The sequence below is a fragment of the Mycobacterium noviomagense genome, from assembly GCF_010731635.1.
Classification (GTDB): domain Bacteria; phylum Actinomycetota; class Actinomycetes; order Mycobacteriales; family Mycobacteriaceae; genus Mycobacterium; species Mycobacterium noviomagense.
Map to the genome: position 1 here is coordinate 2,554,504 of NZ_AP022583.1, position 26,102 is coordinate 2,580,605.

Sequence of the window (26,102 nt, forward strand, 5' to 3'; positions counted from 1 at the left end):
GCGTATTGCCGAGGCCGGGCGTTTACTGACAGTTCGCGAACAGCGGTTGCGACGGCGTCGCTGGAGGTATCGCAACCAGGCAGGGAAAGTTTTCCGCCATCGACGATTTGGAATCCTGACAATGTGTCAATAAGTAAGCTGTGAGGATGGCGGGCAAAGCCAAAAGCGCGCCAGCGATGCGGCCAGGGGGTCCGCTTCGGCGGTCTAAACGCATCGCGGGGCTTCTTTGGAGCCCCACCGTGCCGGTACGCGACCAGCATTACAGCCAACGGGTCGTGCGCCGGTTGCGGGTGCTCAACTTCGCGACATTGTTAGCGGCGGTCCTCACCGCGGGCTTCGGAATCGGTTTTGGGCTGGTCACGGGACAAGGGCTCGAGCGTGTCGCCATCAGCTACCTCCTCCCGGCGGTGATTTTCGCGTTGGTCCCCGTGCTCCACCGCTTCGGTGAGTTCGCCGCACCGGTGACCTTCTTCGGATGCGTCTACCTGACCATCTTTATCGTCTGCTGGACGGTAGGCACCGGCTCCGGCCTGCAGTTCTACTTCCTGGTCACGGCGCCCCTTGTGGTGTTGCTGCTCGGCGATGAACACATCGTGCTCGCATCGGTTGTCGCGGCCGTCGGCGCTGCGCTCGCGGTGATCCTGCTGATCATTGTTCCCTACGACACCGGAATTCGCCCACACTGGGCCGTCACGGTGAATTTCGCATTCGCATCGGTAGCGGCTTGCGCGATGGTGGTCGCGACAGTCTGGTACGCGCTGCGCGAGATCACCCGTGCCGAAGAAGTCATCGAGCTGGAGTACCAGAGATCCGAGTCGTTGCTGGCCAATATCCTGCCCGCCAGCATCGCAAAGCAGTTGAAGAACCCTGAAGCCAGGATCATCGCCGACAAGTACGACGACGCTTCTATTCTGTTCGCCGACATCGCCGGATTTACCCAGTGGGCCAGTGCCACCAATCCGGCCGAGCTGGTCGACTTTCTGAATCAGCTGTATACCAGTTTGGACCGCCTGGTCGAGCGCCACGGCTTGGAAAAGGTCAAGACCAGCGGGGATTCGTACATGGTCGTCAGCGGCGTGCCCACGCCCCGGCCGGACCATCTGCAGGCGCTGGCCAACCTGGCGCTCGATATCGCCGACGCGGTGGCGGACCTGCGCGACCCGCAAGGGCGACCGGTTCCGCTGCGGATCGGGCTGGCCGCGGGCCCGGTGGTCGCCGGCGTGGTGGGCGCGCGACGATTCTTCTATGACGTATGGGGAGACGCGGTCAACGTCGCCTCACGCATGGAATCCACAGACAACGAAGGCCGCATTCAGGTACCGCAGGACGTCTACGAACGGCTCAAGGACGACTTCCTCTTCGAGGAGCGAGGTGACGTAGAAGTCAAAGGAAAGGGCGTCATGCACACCTGGTACCTGGTGGGGCGCCGAAGCGCAGAAGTCGGAAGCGTTGCGGCAGCAAGTCGGCACGCAGACTAGGACGCCGCCGACACCCGTTCCCCGGCACGCCCGAACACCATGGCCTCGTCGATCCGGTCGAACCGGTAGTCCAGGGCGTCGGCGAAGTAGTTCTGCCGCACGTTCCACGGCCGCTTGGTGCCGGACTTGGGCAGCGCGTGCAACGAGCGCAGCACATAGCCGGCCTGGATGTCCCATGACGGCTTCTCCGGCATCGGCTCGTCGCCGCGGTGCGGATAGGCGTGGGTGTAGCCGCGGGAGCGCATGTATGCCAGCAACTTTGCTGTCGCGCGGGCGGTCATGTCGGCTCGCAGCGTCCAGGAGGCGTTGGTGTAGCCCACGCACCAGAACAGGTTGGGCACGTCTTCGAGCATGTGGGCCTTGTAGACGAAGCGGTCCTGCGGCTTGATCTCCACGCCATCCAAAGACACAGTCACCCCGCCGAGCGCCTGCAACTGCAGCCCGGTCGCGGTGACGATGATGTCGGCGTCCAGATGCGCGCCGGACTTCAACACGATGCCGGTGGCGTCGAAGTGATCGATGTGGTCGGTGACCACCTCGGCGCGGCCTTCGCTGATCGCGACGTAGAGGTCGGCGTCCGGGATCAGGCACAGCCGCTGGTCCCACGGGTTGTACCGCGGTTTGAAATGGGTGTCGACGTCGTAGCCGTCCGGCAGGTGACGGATCGCGATCTGGCGGATCCACCACTTCATGAAAGCGGGTGTCTTGCGGGACAAAAACCAGATCGCCCCTTCCAGCAACGCGTTGCGCATCCGGATGATCTGGTGTGCGACCTTGCGCGGCAATACTTTTCGCAGCAGATCGGAGAAGGGGCTGTACCTCGAGGCCGAGAACATGTAGGTCGGCGAGCGCTGCAGCATGGTGACTTTTGACGCTTTCTCGGTCAGCGACGGGATCAGCGAGATCGCCGTCGCCCCGCTGCCGATGACCACCATCTTCTTGCCGGTGTAGTCGAGGTCCTCGGGCCAATGCTGCGGGTGGACGACGCTGCCGCCGAACTGCTCGATGCCGGGAAAGTCCGGCGTGTAGCCCTCGTCGTAGTTGTAGTAGCCGGACCCGAAGAACACGAACCGGGCGCGGTAGGTTTTCGAAGCGCCGCCCTGCTCGGCGGTGACCGTCCACGCGTCCGTGTCAGAATCCCAATTAGCCGCGCGCACATAGCTGTTGAACCGGATGTGGCGGTCGATGCCGTACTTGTGTGCGGTCGCGGTCAGGTATTCGCGGATGTGCACCCCGTCGGCAACGCCTTCTTTGCGGGTCCACGGCTCGTAGGGGAAGGACAGCGTGAAGATGCTGCTGTCCGAGCGCACCCCGGGGTAGCGGAACAGGTCCCAGGTGCCGCCGATCTGCTCGCGCCGCTCCAGGATCACGTAGCGGATGCCGGGGTTGCGCTCGGTGATGCGGTAGGCGGCGCCGATCCCGGAAATGCCGGCGCCGATGATGACGACGTCGAAGTCCTCGGGCGCATCGGCGGCGTGGGCGTCCAGGGAAGTCATGTCCATCAGATTAGGCACCCACCGGTTGATTGGGCCAGAGTGACTACGACGGCTCGAGTAGGACGTCGACGTGCAACGGTGCGCAATGGTCGATGAGCCAGATCTGGTCGGCGGCGCTGGCGAAGATGCGCGCGTAGGAGAGGTCCTGAGCGAACGCTCCCCCTTTCTCAGCGCACCGATCGCCGAAGAAGACGTACGCCTTGGTGTCATTGCACAGTCGCGACACCCACACCATGCCGTCCACGCCGATACCGTGTGCCGCTTCGGCCCATACAACGGTGGTCGGGTAGGTGGAGGCCGGGCTTGACGTGACATCTTCGGGGCTGACCTTGAGGCGCCGTAACGCCATGCCGTGGAGGACAGCCAGGCGCAGGTCGCGGGTTACTTCCAGGCGGGCGAGTGCTTTGGTGGAGTACTTGTCGAAGGGCAGGACGCCCCCTTCGACCGGGATGTCGTGCAGCAGCGTCTCGGCGATGGCCGCTTCTTCGGTGTCGGCCGCGTACATGATCGGTAGGACGGGGTCACCGAAGAACCCGAACCGGGTCGGGGCGCCGACGCCCGGGTTGAACTCGGTGGCGGCGCGGCTCGCGGTGAAGACGCGGTAGAGCAGGTGCCCCTTGCGCAAGATGTCGATGGTCGGCTTGAAGGGGCTGGGCGGCCCTTTCACCACTCGATGGCCAGGTCGTCCGCCGCCACTGCGACCACGCGGTCCGGATCCTCAGCGAGGTTGTCGACGGGTCGGTCTCCGTCGAAGTACGTCGTCGGCGAGCACAGCCACTGCACCAGGCCGGCCTCGGACCAGTCATTGGCTTCCGCGATCTCGCGAAGGCGGCCTATCGCCGGCAGGGGCTGTCCGTCTGGGCCGAACTGGAACCCCGGGTAGGCAAGGTAGTTGCCCTTGCGCACGGCAACCAGCTGTTTGTTGCGGTGCGCGCTGGTGGCGAGATTGCGCGGGGCACGCGACCGCGACCCCATCCGCTCACCGGCTTGGGTGCTGGTCAGCATGCCGAACTCCGCCTCGATCCGTGCGTAGAGATTGTGTTCGGCTTGCACGGCCCGGGTGATGGCGGGTTCGGTGTAGACCGCGACCGCGGACAGCGCCGCGCCCACGGCTTGAGCACTCTCGCGCACGCGGCGCGCTGCGACGGTGAGGTCTTCCACGGTGGTCATAGGCACCATCTTACGTGCGATTCGTGCGCTTGCAGCAGCCGCACGAAGCGCACGAACATCAGCGATAGTTGACGAACTGCAGAGCCACGTCGAGATCGGCGTTCTTGAGCATGGCAATGACGGCCTGCAGGTCGTCCTTCTTTTTGCTGGAGACGCGTACCTCGTCGCCCTGGATCTGGGTCTTGATGTTCTTGGGTCCCTCGTCGCGGATCAGCTTGGTGATCTTCTTCGCGTTCTCGCTGGAGATGCCCTGCTTGATGGTGCCGGTCACCTTGTAGGCCTTGCCGGAGGCCTGCGGTTGGCCCGCCTCGAAGGCCTTCATCGAAATGTCGCGGCGGATCAGCTTCTCCTTGAAGACGTCGACGGCCGCCTTGACGCGCTCCTCGGTGGAGCTGGTCAGCTCGATGGTGTCGTCGCCCTTCCACGCGATCTTGGTGTCGGTGCCGCGGAAGTCGAACCGGGTGGCCAGCTCCTTGGCGGCCTGGTTGAGGGCGTTGTCGACCTCCTGGCGATCTACCTTGCTGACCACGTCGAACGATGAATCCGCCATTGGATTCGTCCCCTTCCCATCGGTTTGCGTCCGGATTACCTCCCCGTTGTACTCTGCTAGACGTAACACATCCGGCAGGTTGCCCGAGCGGCCAATGGGAGCGGACTGTAAATCCGTCGGCGTATGCCTACCCAGGTTCGAATCCTGGACCTGCCACCAAGGTCGAAGGCTATCTGGGCGCATGCCAAGCGGTTTCAGAGTTTTCACCGTCGGCAAAGCGTCCGCAGATCGAGCAGTCGTCCCGCCCCTTAGCGGGTCACGCCGCGAAGGGCCGCGACCGTATCGGACAAGGTAGCGCGCGGGTCCCGGTAGGTGATGCCGAGTTCTCGCTCGCTCGGCGAGTCATCGGACTCCGGCATCTGGGTGTAGTACTGCATCCCGGCCGAGGTGAACGGCGTGTCGAACGGCAAGAACCGCCCCGCACGATCCAGTAGTGCCCCCGCAACACGCAGCGCGGTGTCGGGAACCGGCACCGCCATCATCGAAATCCCGGCGACTTCGCCGAGCAGCTTCGCGAGCTCGGTCGCCGGAACGCGATGACCGCCCGCGGTGTAGCGGCGCGGTCCACGCCCGGCCTCCAACAGTGCGACGTGCAGTGCGGCGACATCGCGGACGTCGACGACCAACCATGCCGCACCCCGCCCGGGAATCACACGCATTCGCAGCGCCGCCTTCACGCCCTCGCCGGCCTCACCGAACTGGTCGCCAACAGGCGGACCGAGAACCATGCCGGGATAAGTGATGTTGACCGGGGCGCCGGCGTCCTGAAGCCCACGAGCATAAATCTCGACTTGTGCTTTGGAGATCCCGTATCCGTCTGTTCCACCGACAACCGGCAGATCCGCCGTCAGCGTCTGCAAGCCAGGATGAAATAGCGCGGTAAAGCTCGAGACGTGAATGATGGGATCCAGTCCCAACTCCACGGCCTGGCCGAGGACGTTTCGGGCGCCCGCCATGTTGGTGCTGATCATCTCGGAAGCCTGGCGTGGATCGGTCGCCACCAGGGCAGCGCTGTGCACGACCGCGTCACAACCGCGCAACGCCGCCCGTACCGAGTCGCGGTCGGAGATGTCGCCAACGACGAAGTCCGACACGTCAACGCCGAGTTGGGCGACGGATGTCTTCAGCTTCGCGGGAGTTCGCACCAGGAACCGGATGCAGTGTCCGGCATCGGCAACGGCCTTGGCGGTCCAGCCACCGACAAATCCCGTACCGCCGGTGACAAGAACGCGCATGATGCGAAGTTTAGGGTCGGTGGGTCGCCAGGTAGTCCGCGACGGGAATCGGTGCGGTCGCGCAGTAACCAATAGGTAGGACGACGTCACCGGCCGTGGTGTTGTAATCGACGTCCCAGCGGTAGTACCCGGCAAACGCAGCGGGATCTGCTGCGAGCACCGCTGCGTAGTCGTTGACCGCCTGCACGTATTGGCTCGAGTTGTTGTACCGGTACAGCGCGTAATCGCGGTTGTCGGCGAAGCCATTAGCAGCGAGGTAGCGGCCGGCCGCCAAGACGCTGTCGTGTGGCGAGAAGATGTCGCCGCCCTCGCCGTAGGCGGCAAAGGTGGAAGGTAGGAATTGCATGGGGCCTTGTGCGCCGGCGTCACTTGCGCCAACGATGCGGCCGAAGCCGGTCTCGATCAGATTGATTGCGGCGAGATAGGGCCAGCCGACGCCGGACGCCGATTCCGCCTTGCGGTAGTAGCCCAGCAGCTCGCCGGCCGGCGCCGGCGGGGCGATCCGCCACGGGGGCAGCGTGTCTTTTTCTTGGCCCGTGCTCATCGCGGTGAGCTGCCGACGCGCGTCGACATTGCGGTCGTAGGTTCCGAGCAGCGAGGGTGGGATTCGCGGACGCGCGATCGGGTCCCACTCCGGATGCCGTCCGAGGGCGCGGTAGGCCGCTTGTTGGCGGCGCGCCGCCCCGATCAGCACCGCCTCCGACGACGACGGATCGCGCAGCGCCTGCTCGTCGGCAACAAGGTCGTCGGCAAGTTGCACGGGGTCCGATGCCAGCCGCCGCTGCGGCACGGGCGGATGCGTGGCCGCTGCCGCGGAGGGAGTGGCCCTCGACGTCGGTGCGGTCGAGGGCCGGGCCGACTGTGAGCAGGCGACCAGCGCCAACGTGATCGCGGCGACGAGCAGCCTCACGCCGTAACCCATTACGCGGGAGCGATGCCCGCGATCGCGCGTCAACCGAGACCGCGTGCAGTTCGCCGCACGCGTCCTCCGGTTGCCGGATCCGACTGCCTTCCCACCCACTACAGCTATCTTGAACCACCGAGATTGCGAACCGCTGGCAGATGGACGGCGTGTAGCGCAATTTGCACTGCTTGTTACTATCCCGCCGTGCGTGATGCTGCTCCGCAGCGTGGGCGCGGCAAGCCGCGAGCTGGGCGCAGGGCCGTCTTCCTCGATCCGGGTCACAACGGTGTGGACGACGGCTCCCTGACCCGGCAAGTCCCCAACGGCCGCGGCGGCACAAAAGACTGCAACACGATGGGCACCGCCACCGACGACGGTTACCCGGAACATGCATTCAACTGGGACGTTGTTGCACGAATCCGCAAGTCGCTCAACCAGTTTGGCGTCCGCACACAGTTGTCCCGGGACGACGACAACTCTGTTGGGCCCTGCATCGATGAACGCGCCGCAATGGCCAACGCTATGCAACCCGACGCGATCATCAGCATCCACGCCGACTGTGGACCGGCGGCCGGTCAAGGATTCCACGTCTGTTACTCAAGCCCCCCATTGAACGACGCCCAGTCCGGACCAGCCGTGCAATTGGCGACCACCATGCGCGATTCCCTTGTCGCGTCGGGCATGCAACCGTCCACCTACCTCGGGTCCGACGGGCTGTACGGCCGGGCAGATCTCGCCGGCTTGAACCTGGCCCAGTACCCGGCGATACTCGTCGAGCTCGGCAACATGAAGAACAGCGACGAAGCCGCTCAGATGAAAAGCCCCGACGGGCGAGCAAAATACGCCACCGCGGTCACCCAGGGAATCGTCACATACCTCAGCGCGAAAACCGCCGCCCGCTAGCAGAACGTCTAACTTGTCGCCCTTCATGAAAGGTTGAGTGCGGTGATCCTGGCCGTCGACCTCGGCAAGACGTCCTGCCGGGCCGCGGCAGGCGGCCGAAGGGCCGAGGGCGTGGGCGCGCCGGGGCTCGCGGCGCCAGGCGGAGTGCGGGCCGCAGAGGTGGCGATCCTCGCCGTCGCGCAGCGGCTCGGCCCCGCCGAGGAGATTGACGAGGTGATCGTGGGCGCCGCCGGGGCGCTGGCGGCGCCGGACGCGGCGCGCGCGCTGGGCGAAGCGCTTTTGATCTCACTGCGCGTGCAGCGAGTTGCGGTGACCAGCGACGCCGTGATCGCGCACGCGGGCGCGCTCGACGGAAAGCCGGGGGTCGTTCTGATCGCGGGCACCGGCGTCGTGGCGCTCGCGATCGGCGCGGGCGGCGCACTGCGGACCGCCGACGGCTGGGGCCCGTGGCTGGGCGACGAGGGCGGCGGCGCGTGGATCGGCGCCGCCGGGCTGCGCGCGGCACTCCGCGCCCACGACGGTCGCGGCCCGTCCACCACCCTGCTCGACGCCGCCCGCGCTCGCTTCGGCGCGCCGGAGACCTGGCCCCGGCAGCTCACCGATGCCTCCGCGCTCGCGGCATTCGCGCCCGACATCCTCGCTGCGAAGGACGACGCGGCCCGAAAGATCGTCAGCGCCGCCGCCCAGGCGCTTGCCGCGACCGCCCGCGCGGTCGGGGATGGACCGGTAGCGATGGTCGGCGGGCTCGCTGGATATGAGGCGCTACGCAACCACCTCGATCTCGTCCCGGCCGCCGGCGACGCGCTCGACGGCGCGCTGCGACTAGGGGCGATCCACGAGCCGCATGTGATTCGGGTGCAGGCGGCACCCAAAACCCTTGTTCCGCAAGCGCTGGACGCCCTTGCCACCGAGTCGGTGCGGCCCGATCTCGACGACCTCGACGCGCGGCCGATCGCCGAAATAGTCGCGCTGCTCGTCGCCGCCGAGGGCGAGGCGCACGGCGCAGTGGCGGCGGCGGTCCCGCAGATCGCCGTGGCGGCCGAGGCGATTGCCGCGCGCCTTCAAAGCGGTGGTCGCCTGATCTACGCCGGCGCCGGCACGTCCGGGCGGCTCGGCGTGCTCGACGCGACCGAGTGCAAGCCGACGTTCGGCACCGACCTCGTGCGCGGCGTGATCGCCGGCGGCCTGGCGGCCCTGACTCAGGCGATCGAGGGCGCCGAGGATGCGTTCGACCCCGCCGCTCTCGCCGACCTGACCGCCGCCGATGCGCTCGTCGGAATCACGGCGTCGGGCCGCACGCCATATGTGCTCGGGGCGCTCGAGCACGCGCGCCGGGTGGGCGCGCTGACTGTAGTGATCGTCAACAACCCGGCTAGCGAGGCGTCTGCCGACGTGGTGATCGAGCTGCTGACCGGTCCCGAGGTGCTTGCCGGCTCCACGCGGCTGACCGCGGGGACCGCCCAGAAGGTGGTACTCAACACGCTCTCGACGAGCGTGATGATCGCGCTCGGCAAGGCCTACGGACCGCGGATGGTCGACGTGCGCCCGACCAGCGCGAAGCTTCGCCGCCGCGCAGTGCGGATCGTGCGCGACGTGGCTGGCGTGGACGAGCAGACCGCGACCGCCGCGCTCGCCGCCGCAGGCGGTCATGCCAAGACCGCGATCGTCTCGCTGCTCGCGGGCGTCGACGCGGCCGAGGCCGCCGTCCGGCTCGACCGGGCGCGGGGACGCGTGCGCGACGCGCTCCGCCAATGAAAGTCATCGGGTTGATGTCGGGGACGTCGATGGACGGCCTCGACGCGGCGGTGGCGGAGTTCGAGTGGGACGGCGCCGCCGTCGCGATGTCGCCGCTGCGTCATATCGAACGGCCGTGGCCGGACGAGGTCCGCGCGCGGCTGCACGCCTCGCTGGGCCCGACGACGGCGGCCGAGTTGTGTCAGCTCGACCAGCTGATCGGGCAGGCTTCGGCAGAGCTCGCCACCGAGCTGCTGCCCGCCGACTTCGTCGTCAGCCACGGGCAGACGGTCCACCACTGGGTACACGACCGCAAGGCGATGGGGACGCTGCAGCTCGGACAACCTGCGTGGATCGTCGAGGCGACCGGGCTGCCGGTCGTCTCCGACGTCCGCGCCCGCGACATCGCGGCCGGCGGCCACGGCGCCCCGCTCGCCGGGATCCTCGACGACCTGTGGCTGCGGGGTGACCACACGCGCGCGGCGCTCAACCTCGGCGGGATCGCGAACGTGACGATCGTCCGCCCCGGCCGCCCGCCAATCGCTTTCGACACCGGCCCCGGTAACTGCCTGCTCGACGAGGCCGCTCGTCGCACAACTGGCCAGCCGCAAGACAAGGACGGCCGGCTCGCCGCCCGCGGCGAGCCGGACGCGGCGCTACTCGAAGACCTGCTCGACGACCCGTACTACGCGCTCGCGCCGCCCAAATCGACCGGCCGCGAGCACTTCCACCTCGGCGAGCTACCCGATCTCTCGCCCGAGGACCTGCTGGCGACCCTGACGGAGCTGACCGCGATCACCGTCGCCGACGCGCTGGCAGCGTACGCGCCCGCCGAAGTCGTCGCCTCCGGCGGCGGCGTCCGCAACCCGGCCCTGCACGCCGCGCTCCAACGCCGCCTCCCGCTGACTCTCAGCGACGAACGCGGCCTGCCCGCGCAGGCCAAGGAGGCCTACCTGATGGCGCTGATCGGGTTCCTCGCCTGCCACCAGGTGCCGCTGCTCACCGGACCGCACGTGCTCGGACGAATCTCTCCCGGTGACGCGCCGCTCGCGCTCCCGCGGCGCGCCGCCCCGCCCACCGGCCTGCTCATCCGACCCGCGTAACGCCGCCGCTATCCTGGACCCTGTCGCGGCTCTCCTATCCTGGAGACCGCGAGTCGCATCTAATCCCCTAGAAGCAGACCTAGGGTTTTCTGCCACGACAGCCGCAGCTGAGACGCTGAGGCGCCGAGGGGTAAGGAATCAATGAACGAATTGAAGTATCTGGAACTGCACGGCGATCGGGTGGCTTACCGCGACGCCGGCGGCGGGGAAGTGCTGCTGCTGATCCACGGCATGGCGGGCAGCTCAGCCACCTGGCGGTCAGTGCTGCCGCAGTTGGCGAAGAAATACCGGGTGATCGCCCCGGACCTGTTGGGCCACGGCGAGTCGGCGAAACCCCGGGGCGACTACTCGCTGGGCGCATTTGCGGTCTGGCTGCGTGATTTCCTCGACGAGCTCGGCATCGCGCACGCCACCGTGGTCGGTCACTCGCTGGGTGGCGGGGTCGCGATGCAGTTCGCCTACCAGCACCCCGACTACGTCAAGCGGTTGATCCTGATTAGCAGCGGGGGCCTTGGCCCGGATGTCGGATGGGTGCTGCGGCTGCTCTCAGCCCCTGGGGCGGAGCTGATTTTGCCGGTGATTGCGCCGACGCCGGTGCTCACCGTAGGCAACAAGCTGCGGTCATGGTTGCGAGGCGCGGGCATTCATTCGCCTCGCGGCGCCGAGTTGTGGAGCGCCTACTCATCGTTGTCGGATCGGCCGACACGGCAGTCGTTCCTGCGGACGCTGCGATCCGTGGTCGATTACCGCGGGCAGGCGGTCAGCGCGCTGAACCGGCTGCAGCTGCGCGCCGAGCTACCGGTCATGGCGATCTGGGGTGAGAAGGACAACATCATTCCCGTCGACCACGCGCACGCCGCACACGAAGCACGCACCGACGCGCGACTCGAGTTGCTGCCCGATGTCGGTCACTTCCCGCAGGTGGAAGCGCCTACAGAGGTCGTCGAGCTGATCGAGGACTTCATCGCCACCAGCGAGCAGTCCGACATCGCCGCCTCACAGCCGAGCGCTTAATCCGGCGGTTCGTTCTCCGAGTTCTCCGAGCCGCGGACAGCGGCCTGTTCGCGGTCGCTGGGTTTGCCGGGAACACCTTCGGCTTCTCGTTCGTCGGCGACCTTCTCGTCGAGCTGATCGACGATGTCTTCCAGCTGCTGATCGTGGCTCGGTTGGGCTTCGTGAGGTTCCGTCATATCGCTTTCACTGACGTAGATCTTTGGGCAGCGGCCCCCATCGATGCGAGCCGGCGGTCACGGCATACCCCGCCGTGCACGGTCGGTAACCGGACCGCTACGGCATTGTGGCGTCCGGCACCGGTAGCGGGCCGGTCCTCGCCGCAGTATCGCCGCGATGCCCCATGTCACCATCGCCTGGCCGCGCAGTGCCTGTCCGAGGTCGACGAATGCCGCGCGCTCGAATCCGCAAAAGCACAAGCGACCTCGCAAGCTCGAACAACATAAGAGAAATCATCGCGGCTACCCGCGACGACGCCAAATGACACACGCCACTACGCGGCAATGTGTCCTCAAAAAGTAACGGGTGTGCTGCCTGGCGGCTACCTGCGCCGGCCAGGGTTCATGGGCGACCGCCGCGGGCGCGGCGGATGTTGTCCTGTTCGTGGAACGAGGCATCGGGGCACCAGATGATCGGCCAGTCCAGCCAGGTCGGGTCGACCTCCCGATCGACGAAGAACACGCAGTGTTCCGACTCGGAGGGCACCAGCTTCCAGCCCAGCTCTTCGCCGCGGAATTCGCGCACCAGCAGTGCGCCTTCAGCGGAGCGGCGCACGGTACCCCTCGGGGCGTCGTTCATGGAATTAGTCTCCACTACTCTGCAGCAGCCAGCAGGAAGCCGAGGAACCAGCGGCTTCACCGAAGTGGCGCAACAATTTAGCTAGTTGAGGCCGTGGTGTTGACAATCAGGACGTCGGTTTGGGCCCTGCGTGAGACGTTGCCGGGAACCGACGCCAACCGGCCGATGATCGGGTCCAGTCCTACCCGGCCGACGACGAGCAGATCGGCCTTGACCTGATGCGCCAGGTCCACCAGCGCATGTGCCGGAGAGCCCCGGATCGACTGCTGCTCGACGTTCTTCGCCCCGGCCGCCCTGGCGCGGTCGCTGGCCTCACGCAAGATCGCGGACGACTTGTGCTCGGCCGATGAGCTCGAGGAGTGTCCCGTCGCAATGATCAGCCTGGCGTTCGACTCGGCCGCGATTTCGGCTGCACGCTGGACCGCGCGCAGCGACGTCGGCGAGCCGTCTGTCCCGACCACCAGCGTCTGATAGGCGCTCACTTGCCCTCCACGGATCGCCTGCACTGTCCCGAATCAGTGCCAGTAACTCGTCCAGTAGCCAATTCGGGCACTCCGCAAACGTCACCGCCCTCAGCGCGGCAGTCTCGTGCCTTCGTGAGCGCCCAGGTCGACGGCTTCGGTGACGACGGCGCGGTCGATTTGCCGCAAAGCATGTAGCGCGGACAGCAGCCTGCGGGCATCGGAGCCTGGCTCGGGATCGCGGTCCTGCTGGCAAACGAGGCCTTCCGCGGTGTCGAGGAAGTCGGTCGCGGGGGCGACAGTGGCCGGCTGGTCGGGGACGGCATCCAACGCCTCGATGTTGCGACGCATCTGCTCGGCCGCCGAGGTGACGGCATCCACCAGCTCAGGCGAAGGGTCGCCGTAGCGTTCGCTGTTGCGGGCGAGGGCTCGTGCGTAGCGGTCGCAGGCCGCAAGCACCCGAAGCGCCCGCCGGATACTGCGCCGCCCGGAGAGGCCGGCCAGGCCGGCGAGCATCGGCTTGGCGGTGGTCCGGAACTGTTGCAGGTTGCGGTCGAGTTCGCGCGCCTTATCGGTAGGGTTTGTCGCTTGTTTGCCGCCGAACAGACTGGCGATTGATACCTCGATCAGCTCGGACAGCGTCGTCAAGAAGGTGTGACCGTCATCACTGATCGCTGCTCGGGTGTTGGTCGGCAGCACCAGGATCGCCACCGCGACGCCGATGACGGCACCGATCGCGGTCTCCTCGATGCGCAGCAACAGCAAGTCGAAAGTGAACTGGCCGAGCAGCCCGTACAGCAGCGCAAGCATCGTCGTGATCCAAAAGGTCATCAGGCTGTAGGTGACCCGCATGAAATAGGACGAGCAGAACAGGCACACGAAGATCAGCAGCAGCGACACGGCGCGGTTGCCGGACACCAGCGTGGCGATCAAAATGCCGCAGGGCACACCGAGCGCGGTGCCCAGCAGCCGCTGCCAGCCTTTGGTGAGGGTTTCGCCCCAGGTGTTGGTTCCGGCGAAGATCACGAATGCGGCGATCACCGCCCAATACCAGCGCGCGGGGGAGACGAACTCGCCGACGACGATCGCCAATGACGCAGCCACGGCCACTTGGATGGCTTGGCGGGTGGTTGGCCGCAGACCGGTGCGCTGCTGCGGCTCTTCTCTGGCTGGCGGCGCGGCCGGGGTCGCGCTGCTGGCGCGGTCGACCATGGCGCGGACTTCGGAAGCCGCTGTGGCAGTGGCGATTACGGCCAGACCGAGGCGACGTATCAGGGCGTCGTCGTCGGTGGAGTGCCGATTGAGCAGCTGCTGGGCCAGGTCGGCGACGCGTCGCAGTCCCTCGGGCTGCTGCGGCAGCCGGATGGCCCTGGCCAGCTGCCTGAGCGCTGCGGCCAGTTCGGCGCGGGTGGCGGCGGGTATTTCGGGCCCGGCGTCGGCCACTCGTGCCCCGGCGGTGACGACCCGCTCGACGGTGAGTTCCGCGTCGAACAGCCATAGCGCCAGGTCCTCGCCGCTGATTCCGGGCCACAGCGGGGCTGGGTTGACTTTGTCTTCGATCTGGCTTTGGACCATCAACGCGGTGTCGTTGAGCCGGGCAATGCGTACGCGCAGTCGGCGGCGTCGTCGTTCGTCGAGCCGGCCGGCCGCAATCGCTTCGGCGGTGGTGTCGACGACGATGGCCATTCGCGCCCGCAGCGATCGCATGGCCGCTCGTAGCACGCGTTCGGGTCGGTCGGGCAGCACGTAGGTGGTGATCACGAAACTGCACGCGGTGCCCACCATGATGGCCCCGATCAGCCAGGGCAGTTCGGCGGCTTTGGCCCGCAGAAACAGCGTGAAGAAGTAGGCCATGAACATGACCATCCCCAGCGCTCGTCCGCGTGGCCCGAAGCGGCGGATGTAGACGGCGGCAAACACAACTGCGACGAACACGATGTCGCTGACCACTTTGTGCGGTGCAAGCAATGTGCCGGTGGTGACGGCCAGCGCGGCGGGCAGCGGCAGCAGCGCCATCGTGATCTTCTGCTGTCGTGGATCCGGCTCGTTGACGGCCCGCCCCGAGACCATGGTGATCAGCACCCCGAGCAGTGCGACGGTGACGGGCTGCCCGGTGGCCTTGGTCAGGACATAGAGGATCGCCAGGGCGCAGGCCAATGCGGCCGTGGTGCGGCTGGCCATCCGCAGCCGCAACAACCCGGGATCCGAGCCGATCACCCAGTTCTGTGCGCGCACCAGGAGAGCGGTTAGCGGCCGGTGGTGTCGGGTGGCGGCAACGTCGTGCTCATGCGCGAGGTACCGGCCAGCCACGGGTGATCGCCTCCTTTCCTTATCCATGGTGTCCCACGGCGACGACGATGCCGGTTAGGGTTCCAGTTCGTGACGGCGCCGACGCGAGCCAAGCTGGCCGACGGGCGCGAGCTGCTGTTCTTTTCGCTGCCCGGCCACACCCCTTCGCCGGTCGCAGATCGCCGGCCACTGCCGCCCCGCCAGCCGTGCCAGTCGCAGCTGCGGTTCGACCGGACAACCGGGCAGTGGGTGATCATCGCGGCGCTACGCCAAGACCGCACGTACAAGCCGCCGCCCGATCAGTGCCCGCTGTGCCCGGGTCCGACCGGGATGACCAGCGAGGTGCCTGCGCCCGACTACGACGTCGTCGTCTTCGAAAACCGGTTCCCGAGCCTGTCGGGCGAGGGCGAGTCGGCGCTTCGGGTATCCGAGGGTTTCGCGTCCGCACCTGGGCACGGCCGCTGCGAGGTGATCTGCTTCTCTAGCAACCACACCGGCTCGTTCGCGGACCTGGAGCCGGCGCACGCCCGGCTCGTCGTCGACGCTTGGCGGCAGCGCACCGCGGATCTCATGGCCCGGCCCGGGATCGAGCAAGTGTTCTGTTTCGAGAACCGCGGTGAGGAGATCGGGGTGACGCTGTCCCATCCACATGGCCAGATCTACGGCTATCCGTATCTGACCCCGCGCACCTCCGCTATGCTGGGCCAGGCTGACGAGCATCGAAAACTTAACGGCAGCAACCTCTTTGCGGATCTCTTGGCATGGGAGCTGGCCGACGGCAGCCGGGTGATCGCGCGCACCGATCTGTTTACCGCGTTCGTGCCGTTCGCTGCGCGCTGGCCGGTGGAGGTGCACATCTATCCGAATAGGTTCGTGCACAATGTTGTTGAGCTCGAGCCGGGGGAACTGGACGATTTCGCGCAGGTCTACCTCGACGTGCTGCGCCGGTTCGACCGGATGTATTCTGCACCGCTGCCGTATATGTCGGCGCTACACCAGTTCGCCGACACGGACGCTCAGCGGGAGGGTTACTTCCACGTCGAGCTGATGTCGATCCGCCGCAGCGCGGTTGCGCTCAAGTACTTGGCCGCGTCCGAGTCGGCGATGGATGCGTTTATCAGCGACGTGACGCCCGAAGACGTGGCCCAGCGGCTGCGAGAACTTGCATGACGGTCCGATACGCCGCGCCGGGGCGGATCAACCTGATCGGCGAACACACTGACTACAACAGCGGTTTGGCGCTGCCGATCGCGCTGCCGCAACGCACGGTGGTGACGTTCGCGCCGGAGCGGGGTGACGCGATCACTGTGAGCAGCGACCGCGCGCAGGGCTCGGTGCGGATTCCGCTGGGCACCGTTGCCGGAGAGGTGTGCGGCTGGGCCGGCTATGTGGCCGGGGTGATTTGGGCGATGCGCGCCGCGGGCTACGCGGTGCCCGGTGGCACGATGTCGATCAGCAGCGACGTCGAGATTGGCTCGGGCCTGGCGTCGTCGGCGGCGCTCGAGTGCGCGGTGCTGGGTGCTTTGACGTCGGCCGCAGGCGTGTCGATCGACCGGATCGAGCAGGCACGGCTCGCGCAGCGCGCCGAAAATGAATATGTCGGCGCGCCAACGGGTTTGCTCGACCAGCTGGCTGCCCTGTTTGGGGAGCCGTCCACGGCGCTGTTGATCGACTTTCGGGATCTGACCGTCCGGCCGGTGTCGTTCGACCCTGACGCGCGCGGTGTCGCGTTGCTGCTGATCGACTCTCGGGCCCGGCACAGCAACGTCGGCGGAGAATACGCGGCACGGCGGGCGTCGTGTGAGCGTGCAGCCGCGGATCTGCAAGTGTCGTCGCTGCGGGAGGTCACCGATGTTGCGGCGCTGGCCGCGATCAGCGACCCAGTCAACGCACGCCGCGCCCGTCATGTGCTGACCGAGAACCAGCGGGTGATGGATTTCGTTGCCGCACTGGGCAAATCGGACTTCGTTGAAGCCGGCCGCATCATGACCGCCTCACATGTTTCCATGCGTGACAACTTCCGAATCACCACCGAGCACATCGACCTGATCGCAGACGTTGCCGTGCGTGCGGGTGCGTTAGGCGCTCGGATGACCGGCGGAGGGTTCGGCGGCTGCGTGATCGCGTTGGTGCCTGAAGCCCGGGCGGACGCGGTCATGGGGGAGCTGCGACGGGCCGTGACCGCCGCAGGCCACCCCTGGCCGGTGGTCACCCGAACCTATGCCGCCCAGGGCGCGTGTTTGCTGTGATGAATCAGGCTGCCAGGTAACCAATATGGTGTTTGCCCGCCTTCGAGCGATTCGAGACGGTCAAATCGCTTGAAGGCGGGCACTAGGCCATATGGGTCCGAGAGGCGGCCGAACTCAAAAAAGTTTGCCAGCACTGGTGACTGGGTTGTGTATCAGAGGTGCATGATGGAGTTGCGAAGCGACCAGCCCAGATAAATCGTTGCGGCAATGACCACTTGATTGCGCGTCGCCGATCCCACGCGAGACCATGAGGCATGGTCGGCTATGTCGATGTCCGGGCCTACGCCGAGCTCAACGACTTCCTCGGTCCGGACCCCCGGGCCATGACCATGCGCCGCCCGTTCCGGAGTCATCAGACGGTCAAGGACGTGCTCGAGGCAATGGGAATTCCGCATACCGAGGTCGACCTCATTCTGGTGAACGGCGAACCGGTCGACTTCGCCCACCGCCCGATGACGGGCGATCGCATTGCCGCCTACCCGATGTTCGAAGCGCTCGACATCGCAGCGACAACAAGGCTGCGCCCAGTGCCGCTGCGCGAGCCCCGCTTCGTCGTCGACGTCAACCTCGGTCGGCTCGCGCGCCTGCTGCGAGTGCTGGGCTTCGACGTGTGGTGGTCAAGCGACGCCGACGATCAGAGCCTGGCCGATATCAGCTTGGCCCAGCAGCGGATCCTGCTGACCCGAGACCGAGGCCTGTTGAAGCGTCGCGCCATCACCCACGGCCTGTTCATCCGCGCCGACGACCCGGAAGAACAGATATTGGAAGTTATTCGGCGACTGGATCTGCGTCAGCGGCTGGCCCCGCTAACCCGATGCGTGCGCTGCAACGGCAAACTTGCCAGCGTCACCAAGGACGAAGTGATCGGCCAGCTCGAGCCGTTGACCCGCCGCTACTACGACGAGTTCAGCCGCTGCACGGACTGCGGGCAGATCTATTGGGCCGGCTCGCATTACGCGCGGCTGCTCACCCTCGTCGAGCGACTGCGCCACCAACTTTGACCTAAGCGGGCGTCAACCGGACAGCAGCCAGCTTCAGCCGGTCGACCGCCTCGGCGAATTCGTCGAGCGACGGGATTCCCTGATCGCGGAATTTCAGTCCCATCATGCGCTGGGCGTTCTTGGGGCCGTAGGACTCCGCGCAGCGCCGATGGAGGTCGGCGACCACTCCGCGGTCTTGGATCAGCTCACCGCGCATAGCAGTCGTCTTGCCGTCGAGGACGACCTGGGCGTCGGCGCCGTCGCGGAAGTTGTGCTTCCACGGCGCGCTGGTCAGGGCGTAGAGAATGTTGTCAATCCGGTGCGCGCTCACCGGAATTGAGTACTGCCGCCCGGTTTTTCGTCCCGTGAAGCTCAGCACCATCAGCTGCTTGCGGGCCGGCCCCATGAGCGGAGTGCGCAACAGTGACCGCAGGACGGGATTGACAACACGAAGTACAGGTTGTGGTGGGTGCGATTCGGTGACCGCTGGAGACTGTTCTGCCATGCCAACACGGTAGGCCTTCTACGCGTCGCCGAGGTGCCAGCTGACCGTAAATCCGTGGCGCAACACCAGGGCGACCAGCACATCGGCGCGCTCGGCCAGTGGGCACGACTCGGTTGTGAACGCGTCAGGGGCGAAGAACGCGAAGTTGGCCGAGGTCTTCGGCGTGGTGCGCGGCCGGTAGACGATGGCGTCCAGGTCGCTCCACCACCGCCGGACGGCGTCGGCGAGCCGATGACACGTGTCCCACACGTCGGGATGCTGGCCGGTGCTGATCTGGTCGTCGATGCCGAGGACATCGAGGTTGGCCTCGGTGCGCAGGTCGAGCACGCGCAGATGCCGGGCGGCGACCAGTCGCACCAGGTGGTGGCTGGCGTGGTCGGCCGGGATCACCAGTCCCGTCGGCCAGTAGCGCTCGCGGAATGCGCCGACGTGTGCGCTGGCCGCGTATCGCGTTCGGAATAAGCCGGATTCGGGGTCGAAGCGAAAGCGCGGCGTGGAAAAGCCGTCCCAGGTCCACTCCGCGGGTGCGGTGGCGTCGACGCGCCACAGTTCGGTGCCGGCAGCGACGCGGCGCCGGCGCAGGCCGACGGGGCGCGCGGTGGGCAGACGCGCCCGGTAGCCGGCGGGCAGCTCAGGCACCGACAGCGGCCAGCATCCGCCACGCGGTCTCGGCGGTCTTCGGGCGGCGCAGCGCCTCGGCGATCGATGATCCGCCCAGCTCGTCGTGCCGTAGACGCATGACCCGGTCGGCGGCCACCGGGTCCGACGTGAAGCGCGCCAACAACTCCAGAATCCGCGGCAGATCAGGCCGCAGCCGGTCGTTGTCGAATTGCCATGCGGGAAACCATGTTTGGTTGCCGACCGCGGACCCCAGCAGTTTGCCTCGGCTGCGCAGCCGGTGCACGGCCTGCGGCGAACCCAGCCTCAACCGCGTCTGCACTTTCGGTGTGGGCAGCGAGCCCTCGACGAACTCGCGCACCAGGGCGCCGCGTCGCTCCACGTTGAGGCTCGCGGCGGCGATGCGTTCCAGTGTTCCCTGCGGCGCCGTCGGCGCTTCCAAGATGGCGTCGAGCACCTCGGCGAACCGGGAGTCTTTGCGCGCGCGTTCGGCGACCTGGCGAGCGAGCGGGGCGACGGCGGTAGGCATGCCTCAGCCTAACACAAGCGCCCAGAATTGAAACAATCGAAACAGGTACCCAGATCCTCGGCGTACTGTGGCCACCGTGGCAAGAACCGAGAACGACAGCTGGGAGATCACCGAAAGTGTGGGTGCGACGGCGCTCGGTGTGGCGGCGGCGCGCGCCGCGGAAACCGACAGTGACGATCCGCTGATCCATGATCCATTCGCGCGGGTGTTCCTCGACGCCGCGGAGAGGGGATGTGGAATTGGTTCTCGGCGCCAGAGCTGCCTGCCGAGATCGTCGAGGAAGCACCCGACCTGCCGCTGCGGATGCGGTCGATGGTGGACTACATGGCCGTTCGCACGGCGTTTTTCGACAGCTTCTTCCTCGACGCCACCAGCGCCGGTGTGCGGCAGGTGGTGATCCTGGCCGCGGGTCTGGATTCACGGGCATGGCGGTTGCCGTGGCCGGACGGCACGACGGTCTACGAACTCGACCAGCCCAAGGTGCTCGAGTTCAAGTTGTCGACGTTGCAAGAACGCGGCGACCAGCCGACGGCCAACGTGGTCGATGTTCCCGTCGATCTGCGCCACGACTGGCCGGAAGCGTTGCGGCAGGCTGGGTTTGACGCGACAGCGCCCAGCGTGTGGTCGGCCGAGGGGCTGTTGCCGTTCTTGCCGGCAGCGGCCCAGGAGTTGTTGTTCGCGCGGGTGCAAGCGCTTTCTGTCCCGGGCAGCCGGATCGCGGCCGAGGCGCCGGGGTCGGGCTTCATGGACGGGGACGCCCACGCCAAACAGCGCGAGCAGATGCAGCGAATCCGCGCGCTGGTAGCCAAAATTGGCGAGCAGCGCGACATCCCCGACATCCAGCAGCTGTGGTACTTCGAGGAGCGCGAAGACGTCGGCGACTGGTTGCGCCACCACGGCTGGGAGGTATCGGTGGTGCCGGCCGAGGACTTGATGGCCCGCTACGACCGGCGGCCGCCCGACATCGAGGACACTGCGCCGCGCAGTTTGTTCGTTTCTGCGCAGCGCTTGTAACTACACCGCGGAGCTCAGTGCGGCCAGCGCTGCGTCGTAGTTGGGCTCCGACGCGATCTCGGGCACCAGTTCAGTGTGCGCGACGTTGCCGTCGGGACCGATCACCACAATGGCCCGCGCCAGCAGCCCGGCCATCGGACCGTCGACCATGGTGACGCCGTAGTCGTCGCCGAAGTTGTCGCGGAACGCCGAGGCGGTTGTGACGTTCTCGATTCCCTCTGCGCCGCAGAATCGCTGCTGCGCGAACGGGAGGTCTTTGGACACGCACAGCACCGACAGGCCCTGCCCGGCGGCGCGCTCGTTGAAGGTCCGCACGCTGGTCGCGCAGACTGGGGTGTCGATCGAGGGAAAGATGTTGAGCAAGAGCGGCTTACCGCGGAACTGTTCGCTGCTGACGACGCCGAGGTCGGTGCCGGTCAGGGTGAACGCCGGAGCGGGGGATCCCACGGCCGGAAGCTCGCCAACTGTATTGATCGGATTACCACGCAAGGTTATCTGTGCCATGGGGCCATAGTCTGCCAAGGACCGCGGCGCCGCCTCCGACCAGGGTCGGCCGTACCGTTGGTTTGTGCGCTGGATCGTCGACGGCATGAACGTGATCGGGACTCGACCCGACGGCTGGTGGCAGGACCGCCGCGGCGCGATGGTGGCGCTGGTGGACAGCCTCGACCGCTGGGCGTCGGCCAACGGCGACCAGGTGACGCTGGTGTTCGAGCAGCCGCCGTCGGCCCGGATCGACTCGGTGGCGATCGAGGTGGCATATGCGCCCAGGGCAGCGGCGAACTCGGCCGACGACGAGATCGTCCGGTTGGTGAGCGTCGACGCCCAACCGCAGGAGATCTGCGTCGTCACCTCGGACCGCACATTGGCCGGCCGGATCCGCAGCATGGGCGCATCTGTCCAGCCGGCGCACAGCTTCCGCGACCTTGTCGACCCGTCTGGGTAACGCTCGGCCGGCCTCAACCCATCGGTGCCAAAGACCCCACACCGCGAGGTCGGCCACCGTAGAGTGGGGCGCACCGGGCGTTGAACGCGAGGGCCGGACGATGACCGAGCAGATTGAGTCACCGCGGGGCAAGCGCATCGTCCTCTGCTTCGACGGCACTGCCAACCAAATCGGAGCCGGCAATCTCACCAACGTCGCCAAGCTGTTCGAGATGCTCGAGAACAAAGATCCCGGCAGTCAGCTGACCTACTATGACCCCGGCGTGGGGACGCTGGCGTCAGGGACCATGTCGCTGCTGTACGAGCGGGCATTCGGCGTCGGGCTGAAAGACAATGTGGCAGAGGCGTATCGGTATGTAATGCACCATTGGCGCCCGGGCGATGCGATCTACATCTTCGGCTTCAGCCGCGGTGCCTACACCGCCCGCGCAGTGGCCGGCATGCTGCTGCGTCCCGGCCTGATGCGGCCCGGTTCGGAGAACCTGCTGCCGTATGCGGTCGAAAAGTACGCGATCAATCGAGATTTCACCAAAGACGAGTACGCGCACTGGGGCGAGTTTGCCCGCGCGTTCTGCTGGCGCACGGACAACGAGCCGCTGTTTGCGACCGTGCACCAAAACAACCCGACGCAGGTGTGGCACTACGCGGTGCCGGTCGCGTATGTGGGTCTGTGGGACACCGTCAAGGCGGCGGGCTTTCTGCGGTTCGGCAGCCTGCGGTGGCCGTACACGCGGTCGCTGCCCAACGTGGCACGCATCCGCCACGCCGTCTCCATCGACGAGCGCCGCCGTCCGTACCGCGAATACCTCGTCGAACGCCACCCGAACGGGCTCGAGGAGCGGTGGTTCGCCGGCGTTCACGCCGACGTGGGCGGCACGTTTATGCCCGATCATCGGCTGGCCACTATCGCGCTGAAGTGGATCGTTGACGGGGTGGTCGGCGAGCTGGCGATCGACGCCGCGGCTTACCGGCAGCAGTGCGCGGTGACTGATGACTTCGCTACCGCACCAATCCATCACAACGGAAAGCTGTGGTATCTGGTTGGGCGCCGGCATCGACCGATGCCCGCCGATGCGCTGGTGCATCCGAGTGTGCTGGTGCGCCGGCGCGCCGACGCGAGCTATCTACCCGACTTGACCACCGAGCAGCAACAGCGCAGCGCCGACCCGGCGGACTGGATGACGCCAGCGTTATAGAGGAGCACCTTGCCATGGCACTTGATTCGCTGTCTGAGCTGGACCAGTACAAAGCCGCGCCCTTTCCGCCCGGCTACCCAGACACCACCCGCACGTTCTACAGCCCGGTCGACCGCGTGCACGACGCGCTCGCGGCGTTGCTGACCTCGGCCGCCAAGAGCCTCGTCGTGGCGATGTACGGCTACGACGACCCGCAGCTGAATTCGGTCCTGCAGTCCAAGCTGAAGAACCAAACATCTATGTGCAAATGAGTCTGGACTCCACGCAAGCCAAAGGAGTCGCCGAGCGCGATCTGCTGGCGCCATGGCTGAACGACAAAACCGGCAACAGCATTGCGTTCGGCCACAGTGAGAAGTCGGCGATCATGCACCTGAAGATGGTGATCATCGACGGGGTCGATGTGGTGACCTGCTCCACCAACTGGTCCGCGGGCGGAGAATCCCGACAGGACAACCAGCTCACCGTGATCCGCGACCCACTGGTGTGCGCCGAAGCCCGCTCACGGATCGACATCATCCACGACGACATGCTCAAGCAGATGGCCGCACATGCGGCGGTGGCTCACGATTAGATCATCTCGTTCCTGGTGAGCCAGCGCATCACCGGCCAGCCGACGGATACCGGCAACCAGCACGTGAGCATCCGGTACAGCAGCACCGACGGCACCCCGACGGCCGCAGGCACACCGAAGGCGGCCAGCCCACCGATCAGCGCGGCCTCGACGGCGCCGACACCACCGGGAGTGGGCGCGGCCGAGGCCAGGGTGCCGCCGACCATCGTCACCACCGTGACGGTGACGAACGTGACGTGCCCGCCGAACGCCTCGACACTGGCCAACAGCGCCAGGGCGGCCCCGAGAGTCGTTCCGGCACAGCCCAATACGATCAACGCCAGCCGCTTCGGCTCGCGGGCCAGCTCGACCAGGTCACGGCTGACCTCCGTCAGCTTCGGGCGCACCGCCGTCGCCAGCCAGCGCCGCAGATTGGGGATGAACCCGAACGTACCGACGATGCCCAGCGCCGCGCCCGCGATCAGATAGAGCACCGTGGCGCTGGGGACGAAATGGGAGAGGTCGGTGCCGACGCCCGCGGCGGTGCTGAAGATGGCCAGCAACACGACATGGACGATGACTTGCACCGACTGCTGCAGCGCCACCGCCGCGGTCGCCCGCAGTGTGCCGACACCGGCTTTTTGCAGGAACCGGGTGGACAGCGCGAGCCCGCCGACGCCGGCCGGGGTGGTGGTCGCCGCAAACGTGTTGGCCACCTGCATGATTGACAAGCTGCGAAAGCTCACCAGCCCGTCGGCGCAGGCCCACAATGCTGCCGCTGCGCCGACATAGGTCAGCGCCGAGACCGCCAGCCCCAGCAGCGCCCACCACCAGTTCGCGGTCCGCAGCTCGGAAAAGAACGTCGGCACGGTGCTGATGAACGGGTAGGCGACGTAGACCAGCGCGACGAGCAGCACCAACTGGATCAGCTGGGCGGGGGTGAACCGGGTGATCGTTTCGCTCTTGAGCTGATCGGTGCCGGTTTGACGCATCACCTCGTCCCGGCTGGCGGCAATGATGGGTCGCGCGTCGGTCACCGACTCGCGGATGCGTTTGGGCACAGCTGATTTGGTCAGCCGACGCGACGCGGCCAGCACCGCGTCTTTGCCCAACGTGTCGATCGCCGCGCCCACCGCCGATTGCGCGTCGTAGAGCGCTGAGGTGGTCACCAGGAGTTGGGCGATGTCGGATTGCAGCTGGGCGTCGGTGGCCCCGTACTCGGCGCCGCCGAAACCGCCGAACAGCACCGCGCCGTCGTCGACCGTGATTTCCTTGCCGCGCAGATCACCGTGCGAGATCTGCTGCTCGTGCAGGCTTCGCAGCGCCTCCCACACCCGGGCAACCGGCGTCGCCGTCGCGCATTGGGCGATCGGCGCGCCACGAACAGGCTTGTGCGCGTACAAAGTCCAACCGCGATCGAGCGCGGCGACGGCGATGGTCGACGTGTTGGCCACACCCAGATCGTCGATGGCTATCGTCATCAGTGCGCGATGCTCGACGGCGCGGCGCAGCGAGGCCTGCCACGGCGCGGTCTCGGCGGAGCGGAATCGAAGCTTTCGCCAGATTTGACGCAGCGCACCACCGCTGCGCTGATGCGGACCGTACAGCTCGATCATCGCCGGCTGCTCGGAATCGACCGAAAGCACCAGCGGCCCAGGCCCGGCCGGTCGCACCACCGTCAGCCCCGAGACAACGAACCCGCGCCGAGCCATCGCCCGCACCGCGCCATCTAGCGGCACCTCCAGAGCCGGTGTCCCCACCACCAGCACCACCAGCGCGCCGATGAAGCAGCCCACCGCCAACCCCAGCAACGAGCGGGCCGGCACGATCGCGCTGACCACCAGATGGATCGGCACGAACGCCAACAGCAGCGCCCACCACCAGTGTCGCCACCGCGCCGGCAGCCACGGCCCCGACACAGTCAGCACCGCCGCCAGCATCGCGATCCAGCGCGGGTCGTCGAGAAACTGCGACGGCAGCGTCGACAACCGCTCCGAGAAGTCGAAATGCCAATTCGGCGCGGCGATGTGCCTGCCGCTGATCGACAGCGCAACGAAGGCGATTGCCGCGGCGGCCGCGTACGCGCCAAGCAGTTTCCATTGCCGGGACACGATCAGCCCGATCAGGATCACGAACGGCAACGCCACGATCGTCAGGCCGTACAGCAGGTACACCAGATCCGACTGGGTGGGGGAGAGCACGCCGACGATCTGCGAGATGGACTTCTCCAGCTGCACCCACCGCGGCCGGGTGATCAGCGAGCTCGCGATCACCACCGCGACGAACACCGCCGCCAGCACCAGCCGCAGGATGTCGTTGGTACGCCGGGTCAGTGGTTGCAGCAAGTTGCCGGACACGGTGATGTCGCGCCCATCAACTCGCAT

27 protein-coding genes, 1 tRNA gene and 2 pseudogenes are annotated in these 26,102 nt (G+C 66.8%); 15 read left to right on the forward strand and 15 right to left on the reverse strand.

Annotated elements, in window-relative coordinates:
- The first annotated feature begins 146 nt into the window (after nucleotides 1-146).
- Nucleotides 147-1,478 carry an adenylate/guanylate cyclase domain-containing protein gene (locus G6N15_RS11800; RefSeq protein ID WP_083089906.1) on the forward strand — a complete coding sequence of 444 codons (1,332 nt, stop codon included), beginning with the start codon at nucleotides 147-149 and terminating at the stop codon, nucleotides 1,476-1,478.
- On the opposite strand, the gene G6N15_RS11805 is transcribed toward G6N15_RS11800, so the two are convergent.
- From G6N15_RS11805 to G6N15_RS11820, 4 genes are read right to left on the reverse strand one after another with little or no spacing between them, the layout of a single operon-like run.
- Nucleotides 1,475-2,974, reverse strand: coding sequence for a flavin-containing monooxygenase (locus tag G6N15_RS11805; protein ID WP_139798041.1), 1,500 nt, complete (start codon nucleotides 2,972-2,974; stop codon nucleotides 1,475-1,477). The genes G6N15_RS11800 and G6N15_RS11805 overlap by 4 nt on opposite strands.
- A gap of 43 nt (nucleotides 2,975-3,017) precedes the next feature.
- The gene (locus tag G6N15_RS11810; RefSeq protein ID WP_163748046.1) at nucleotides 3,018-3,641 is read right to left on the reverse strand and encodes an RES family NAD+ phosphorylase; all 624 of its coding nucleotides are present in this window, start codon (nucleotides 3,639-3,641) and stop codon (nucleotides 3,018-3,020) included.
- On the reverse strand, nucleotides 3,638-4,144 hold the full coding sequence (locus G6N15_RS11815; protein ID WP_083089903.1) for a hypothetical protein: 507 nt from the start codon (nucleotides 4,142-4,144) through the stop codon (nucleotides 3,638-3,640). The genes G6N15_RS11810 and G6N15_RS11815 overlap by 4 nt, the downstream gene beginning before the upstream one ends.
- A gap of 58 nt (nucleotides 4,145-4,202) precedes the next feature.
- On the reverse strand, nucleotides 4,203-4,694 hold the full coding sequence (locus tag G6N15_RS11820; RefSeq protein WP_083089902.1) for a YajQ family cyclic di-GMP-binding protein: 492 nt from the start codon (nucleotides 4,692-4,694) through the stop codon (nucleotides 4,203-4,205).
- 73 nt (nucleotides 4,695-4,767) lie between these two features.
- Between G6N15_RS11820 and G6N15_RS11825 the strand changes: the two genes are divergently transcribed.
- A tRNA-Tyr gene (locus G6N15_RS11825) sits at nucleotides 4,768-4,853 on the forward strand.
- Between the two features lie 89 nt (nucleotides 4,854-4,942).
- Here the strand turns inward: G6N15_RS11825 and G6N15_RS11830 are convergent.
- On the reverse strand, nucleotides 4,943-5,929 hold the full coding sequence (locus G6N15_RS11830) for an SDR family NAD(P)-dependent oxidoreductase (RefSeq protein ID WP_083089901.1): 987 nt from the start codon (nucleotides 5,927-5,929) through the stop codon (nucleotides 4,943-4,945).
- A 10-nt stretch (nucleotides 5,930-5,939) separates the two neighbouring features.
- Nucleotides 5,940-6,851, reverse strand: a complete 912-nt coding sequence (locus tag G6N15_RS11835; RefSeq protein ID WP_163748049.1) for a lytic transglycosylase domain-containing protein — start codon at nucleotides 6,849-6,851, stop codon at nucleotides 5,940-5,942.
- Nucleotides 6,852-7,037: 186 nt separating this feature from the next.
- On the opposite strand from G6N15_RS11835, the gene G6N15_RS11840 reads away from it, so the two are divergent.
- The 5 genes and pseudogenes from G6N15_RS11840 (at nucleotide 7,038) to G6N15_RS11855 (ending at nucleotide 11,587) form a co-directional block, all read left to right on the forward strand.
- On the forward strand, nucleotides 7,038-7,736 hold the full coding sequence (locus tag G6N15_RS11840) for an Rv3717 family N-acetylmuramoyl-L-alanine amidase (RefSeq protein WP_232070209.1): 699 nt from the start codon (nucleotides 7,038-7,040) through the stop codon (nucleotides 7,734-7,736).
- A gap of 42 nt (nucleotides 7,737-7,778) precedes the next feature.
- A pseudogene (locus tag G6N15_RS23810) lies at nucleotides 7,779-8,504 on the forward strand (BadF/BadG/BcrA/BcrD ATPase family protein); the annotation flags it as partial.
- A 123-nt stretch (nucleotides 8,505-8,627) separates the two neighbouring features.
- Complete coding sequence (gene murQ / locus G6N15_RS23815; RefSeq protein ID WP_372506557.1) at nucleotides 8,628-9,491, forward strand: N-acetylmuramic acid 6-phosphate etherase; 864 nt, start codon at nucleotides 8,628-8,630, stop codon at nucleotides 9,489-9,491.
- Nucleotides 9,488-10,573, forward strand: a complete 1,086-nt coding sequence (locus G6N15_RS11850) for an anhydro-N-acetylmuramic acid kinase (protein WP_083088660.1) — start codon at nucleotides 9,488-9,490, stop codon at nucleotides 10,571-10,573. The genes murQ and G6N15_RS11850 overlap by 4 nt, the downstream gene beginning before the upstream one ends.
- Nucleotides 10,574-10,714: 141 nt before the next feature.
- Nucleotides 10,715-11,587: an alpha/beta fold hydrolase gene (locus G6N15_RS11855; RefSeq protein WP_083088661.1), complete on the forward strand. Its 873-nt coding sequence runs from the start codon at nucleotides 10,715-10,717 to the stop codon at nucleotides 11,585-11,587.
- Here G6N15_RS11855 and G6N15_RS11860 read toward each other — a convergent pair.
- The 4 genes from G6N15_RS11860 to G6N15_RS11875 form a co-directional block, all read right to left on the reverse strand.
- Nucleotides 11,584-11,763, reverse strand: a complete 180-nt coding sequence (locus G6N15_RS11860; RefSeq protein WP_083088662.1) for a hypothetical protein — start codon at nucleotides 11,761-11,763, stop codon at nucleotides 11,584-11,586. The genes G6N15_RS11855 and G6N15_RS11860 overlap by 4 nt on opposite strands.
- Before the next feature lie 382 nt (nucleotides 11,764-12,145).
- Nucleotides 12,146-12,382 (reverse strand): hypothetical protein, encoded by a 237-nt coding sequence (locus G6N15_RS11865; protein ID WP_139797907.1) that lies wholly within the window; start codon nucleotides 12,380-12,382, stop codon nucleotides 12,146-12,148.
- A gap of 77 nt (nucleotides 12,383-12,459) precedes the next feature.
- Complete coding sequence (locus G6N15_RS11870) at nucleotides 12,460-12,864, reverse strand: universal stress protein (protein ID WP_083088664.1); 405 nt, start codon at nucleotides 12,862-12,864, stop codon at nucleotides 12,460-12,462.
- Between the two features lie 90 nt (nucleotides 12,865-12,954).
- Nucleotides 12,955-15,060 carry an FUSC family protein gene (locus tag G6N15_RS11875; RefSeq protein WP_083088695.1) on the reverse strand — a complete coding sequence of 702 codons (2,106 nt, stop codon included), beginning with the start codon at nucleotides 15,058-15,060 and terminating at the stop codon, nucleotides 12,955-12,957.
- Nucleotides 15,061-15,222: 162 nt separating this feature from the next.
- On the opposite strand from G6N15_RS11875, the gene galT reads away from it, so the two are divergent.
- The 3 genes from galT to G6N15_RS11890 all read left to right on the forward strand — a co-directional run bounded on the left by galT (nucleotide 15,223) and on the right by G6N15_RS11890 (nucleotide 18,382).
- Nucleotides 15,223-16,302, forward strand: a complete 1,080-nt coding sequence (gene galT, locus G6N15_RS11880) for a galactose-1-phosphate uridylyltransferase (protein WP_083088665.1) — start codon at nucleotides 15,223-15,225, stop codon at nucleotides 16,300-16,302.
- The gene (locus G6N15_RS11885) at nucleotides 16,299-17,381 is read left to right on the forward strand and encodes a galactokinase (protein WP_083088666.1); all 1,083 of its coding nucleotides are present in this window, start codon (nucleotides 16,299-16,301) and stop codon (nucleotides 17,379-17,381) included. The genes galT and G6N15_RS11885 overlap by 4 nt, the downstream gene beginning before the upstream one ends.
- Nucleotides 17,382-17,635: 254 nt before the next feature.
- A complete protein-coding gene (locus G6N15_RS11890) occupies nucleotides 17,636-18,382 on the forward strand; it encodes a Mut7-C RNAse domain-containing protein (RefSeq protein ID WP_083088667.1) in 747 nt (248 codons plus the stop codon).
- A 1-nt stretch (nucleotide 18,383) separates the two neighbouring features.
- Here G6N15_RS11890 and G6N15_RS11895 read toward each other — a convergent pair whose 3' ends face one another.
- From G6N15_RS11895 to G6N15_RS11905, 3 genes are read right to left on the reverse strand one after another with little or no spacing between them, the layout of a single operon-like run.
- A complete protein-coding gene (locus tag G6N15_RS11895) occupies nucleotides 18,384-18,866 on the reverse strand; it encodes a hypothetical protein (RefSeq protein WP_083088668.1) in 483 nt (160 codons plus the stop codon).
- Nucleotides 18,867-18,884: 18 nt separating this feature from the next.
- Entirely contained in the window at nucleotides 18,885-19,505 is a 621-nt protein-coding gene (locus tag G6N15_RS11900; RefSeq protein ID WP_139797908.1) for an RES domain-containing protein, read from the reverse strand.
- Nucleotides 19,498-20,013 carry a hypothetical protein gene (locus G6N15_RS11905; protein ID WP_083088669.1) on the reverse strand — a complete coding sequence of 172 codons (516 nt, stop codon included), beginning with the start codon at nucleotides 20,011-20,013 and terminating at the stop codon, nucleotides 19,498-19,500. The genes G6N15_RS11900 and G6N15_RS11905 overlap by 8 nt, the downstream gene beginning before the upstream one ends.
- A 76-nt stretch (nucleotides 20,014-20,089) precedes the next feature.
- Between G6N15_RS11905 and G6N15_RS11910 the strand changes: the two are divergent.
- Nucleotides 20,090-21,027 (forward strand): annotated as a pseudogene (locus G6N15_RS11910) (class I SAM-dependent methyltransferase).
- On the opposite strand, the gene tpx reads toward G6N15_RS11910, so the two are convergent.
- Nucleotides 21,028-21,531 (reverse strand): thiol peroxidase, encoded by a 504-nt coding sequence (tpx, locus tag G6N15_RS11915; RefSeq protein ID WP_083088697.1) that lies wholly within the window; start codon nucleotides 21,529-21,531, stop codon nucleotides 21,028-21,030. It lies immediately after the preceding pseudogene.
- 64 nt (nucleotides 21,532-21,595) lie between these two features.
- Here tpx and G6N15_RS11920 point away from each other — a divergent pair, with 64 nt between their 5' ends.
- From G6N15_RS11920 to G6N15_RS22960, 4 genes are all read left to right on the forward strand, one after another.
- Complete coding sequence (locus G6N15_RS11920) at nucleotides 21,596-21,973, forward strand: NYN domain-containing protein (protein WP_169922530.1); 378 nt, start codon at nucleotides 21,596-21,598, stop codon at nucleotides 21,971-21,973.
- A 100-nt stretch (nucleotides 21,974-22,073) separates the two neighbouring features.
- Nucleotides 22,074-23,168, forward strand: a complete 1,095-nt coding sequence (locus G6N15_RS11925) for a DUF2235 domain-containing protein (RefSeq protein ID WP_083088671.1) — start codon at nucleotides 22,074-22,076, stop codon at nucleotides 23,166-23,168.
- A 14-nt stretch (nucleotides 23,169-23,182) separates the two neighbouring features.
- Nucleotides 23,183-23,419, forward strand: a complete 237-nt coding sequence (locus G6N15_RS22955; protein ID WP_197910662.1) for a hypothetical protein — start codon at nucleotides 23,183-23,185, stop codon at nucleotides 23,417-23,419.
- Nucleotides 23,416-23,739: a phospholipase D-like domain-containing protein gene (locus tag G6N15_RS22960; protein WP_197910663.1), complete on the forward strand. Its 324-nt coding sequence runs from the start codon at nucleotides 23,416-23,418 to the stop codon at nucleotides 23,737-23,739. The genes G6N15_RS22955 and G6N15_RS22960 overlap by 4 nt, the downstream gene beginning before the upstream one ends.
- Here the strand turns inward: G6N15_RS22960 and G6N15_RS11935 are convergent.
- Nucleotides 23,736-26,102 (reverse strand): lysylphosphatidylglycerol synthase transmembrane domain-containing protein, encoded by a 2,367-nt coding sequence (locus tag G6N15_RS11935; protein ID WP_083088672.1) that lies wholly within the window; start codon nucleotides 26,100-26,102, stop codon nucleotides 23,736-23,738. The two genes, G6N15_RS22960 and G6N15_RS11935, sit on opposite strands and share 4 nt — an antisense overlap.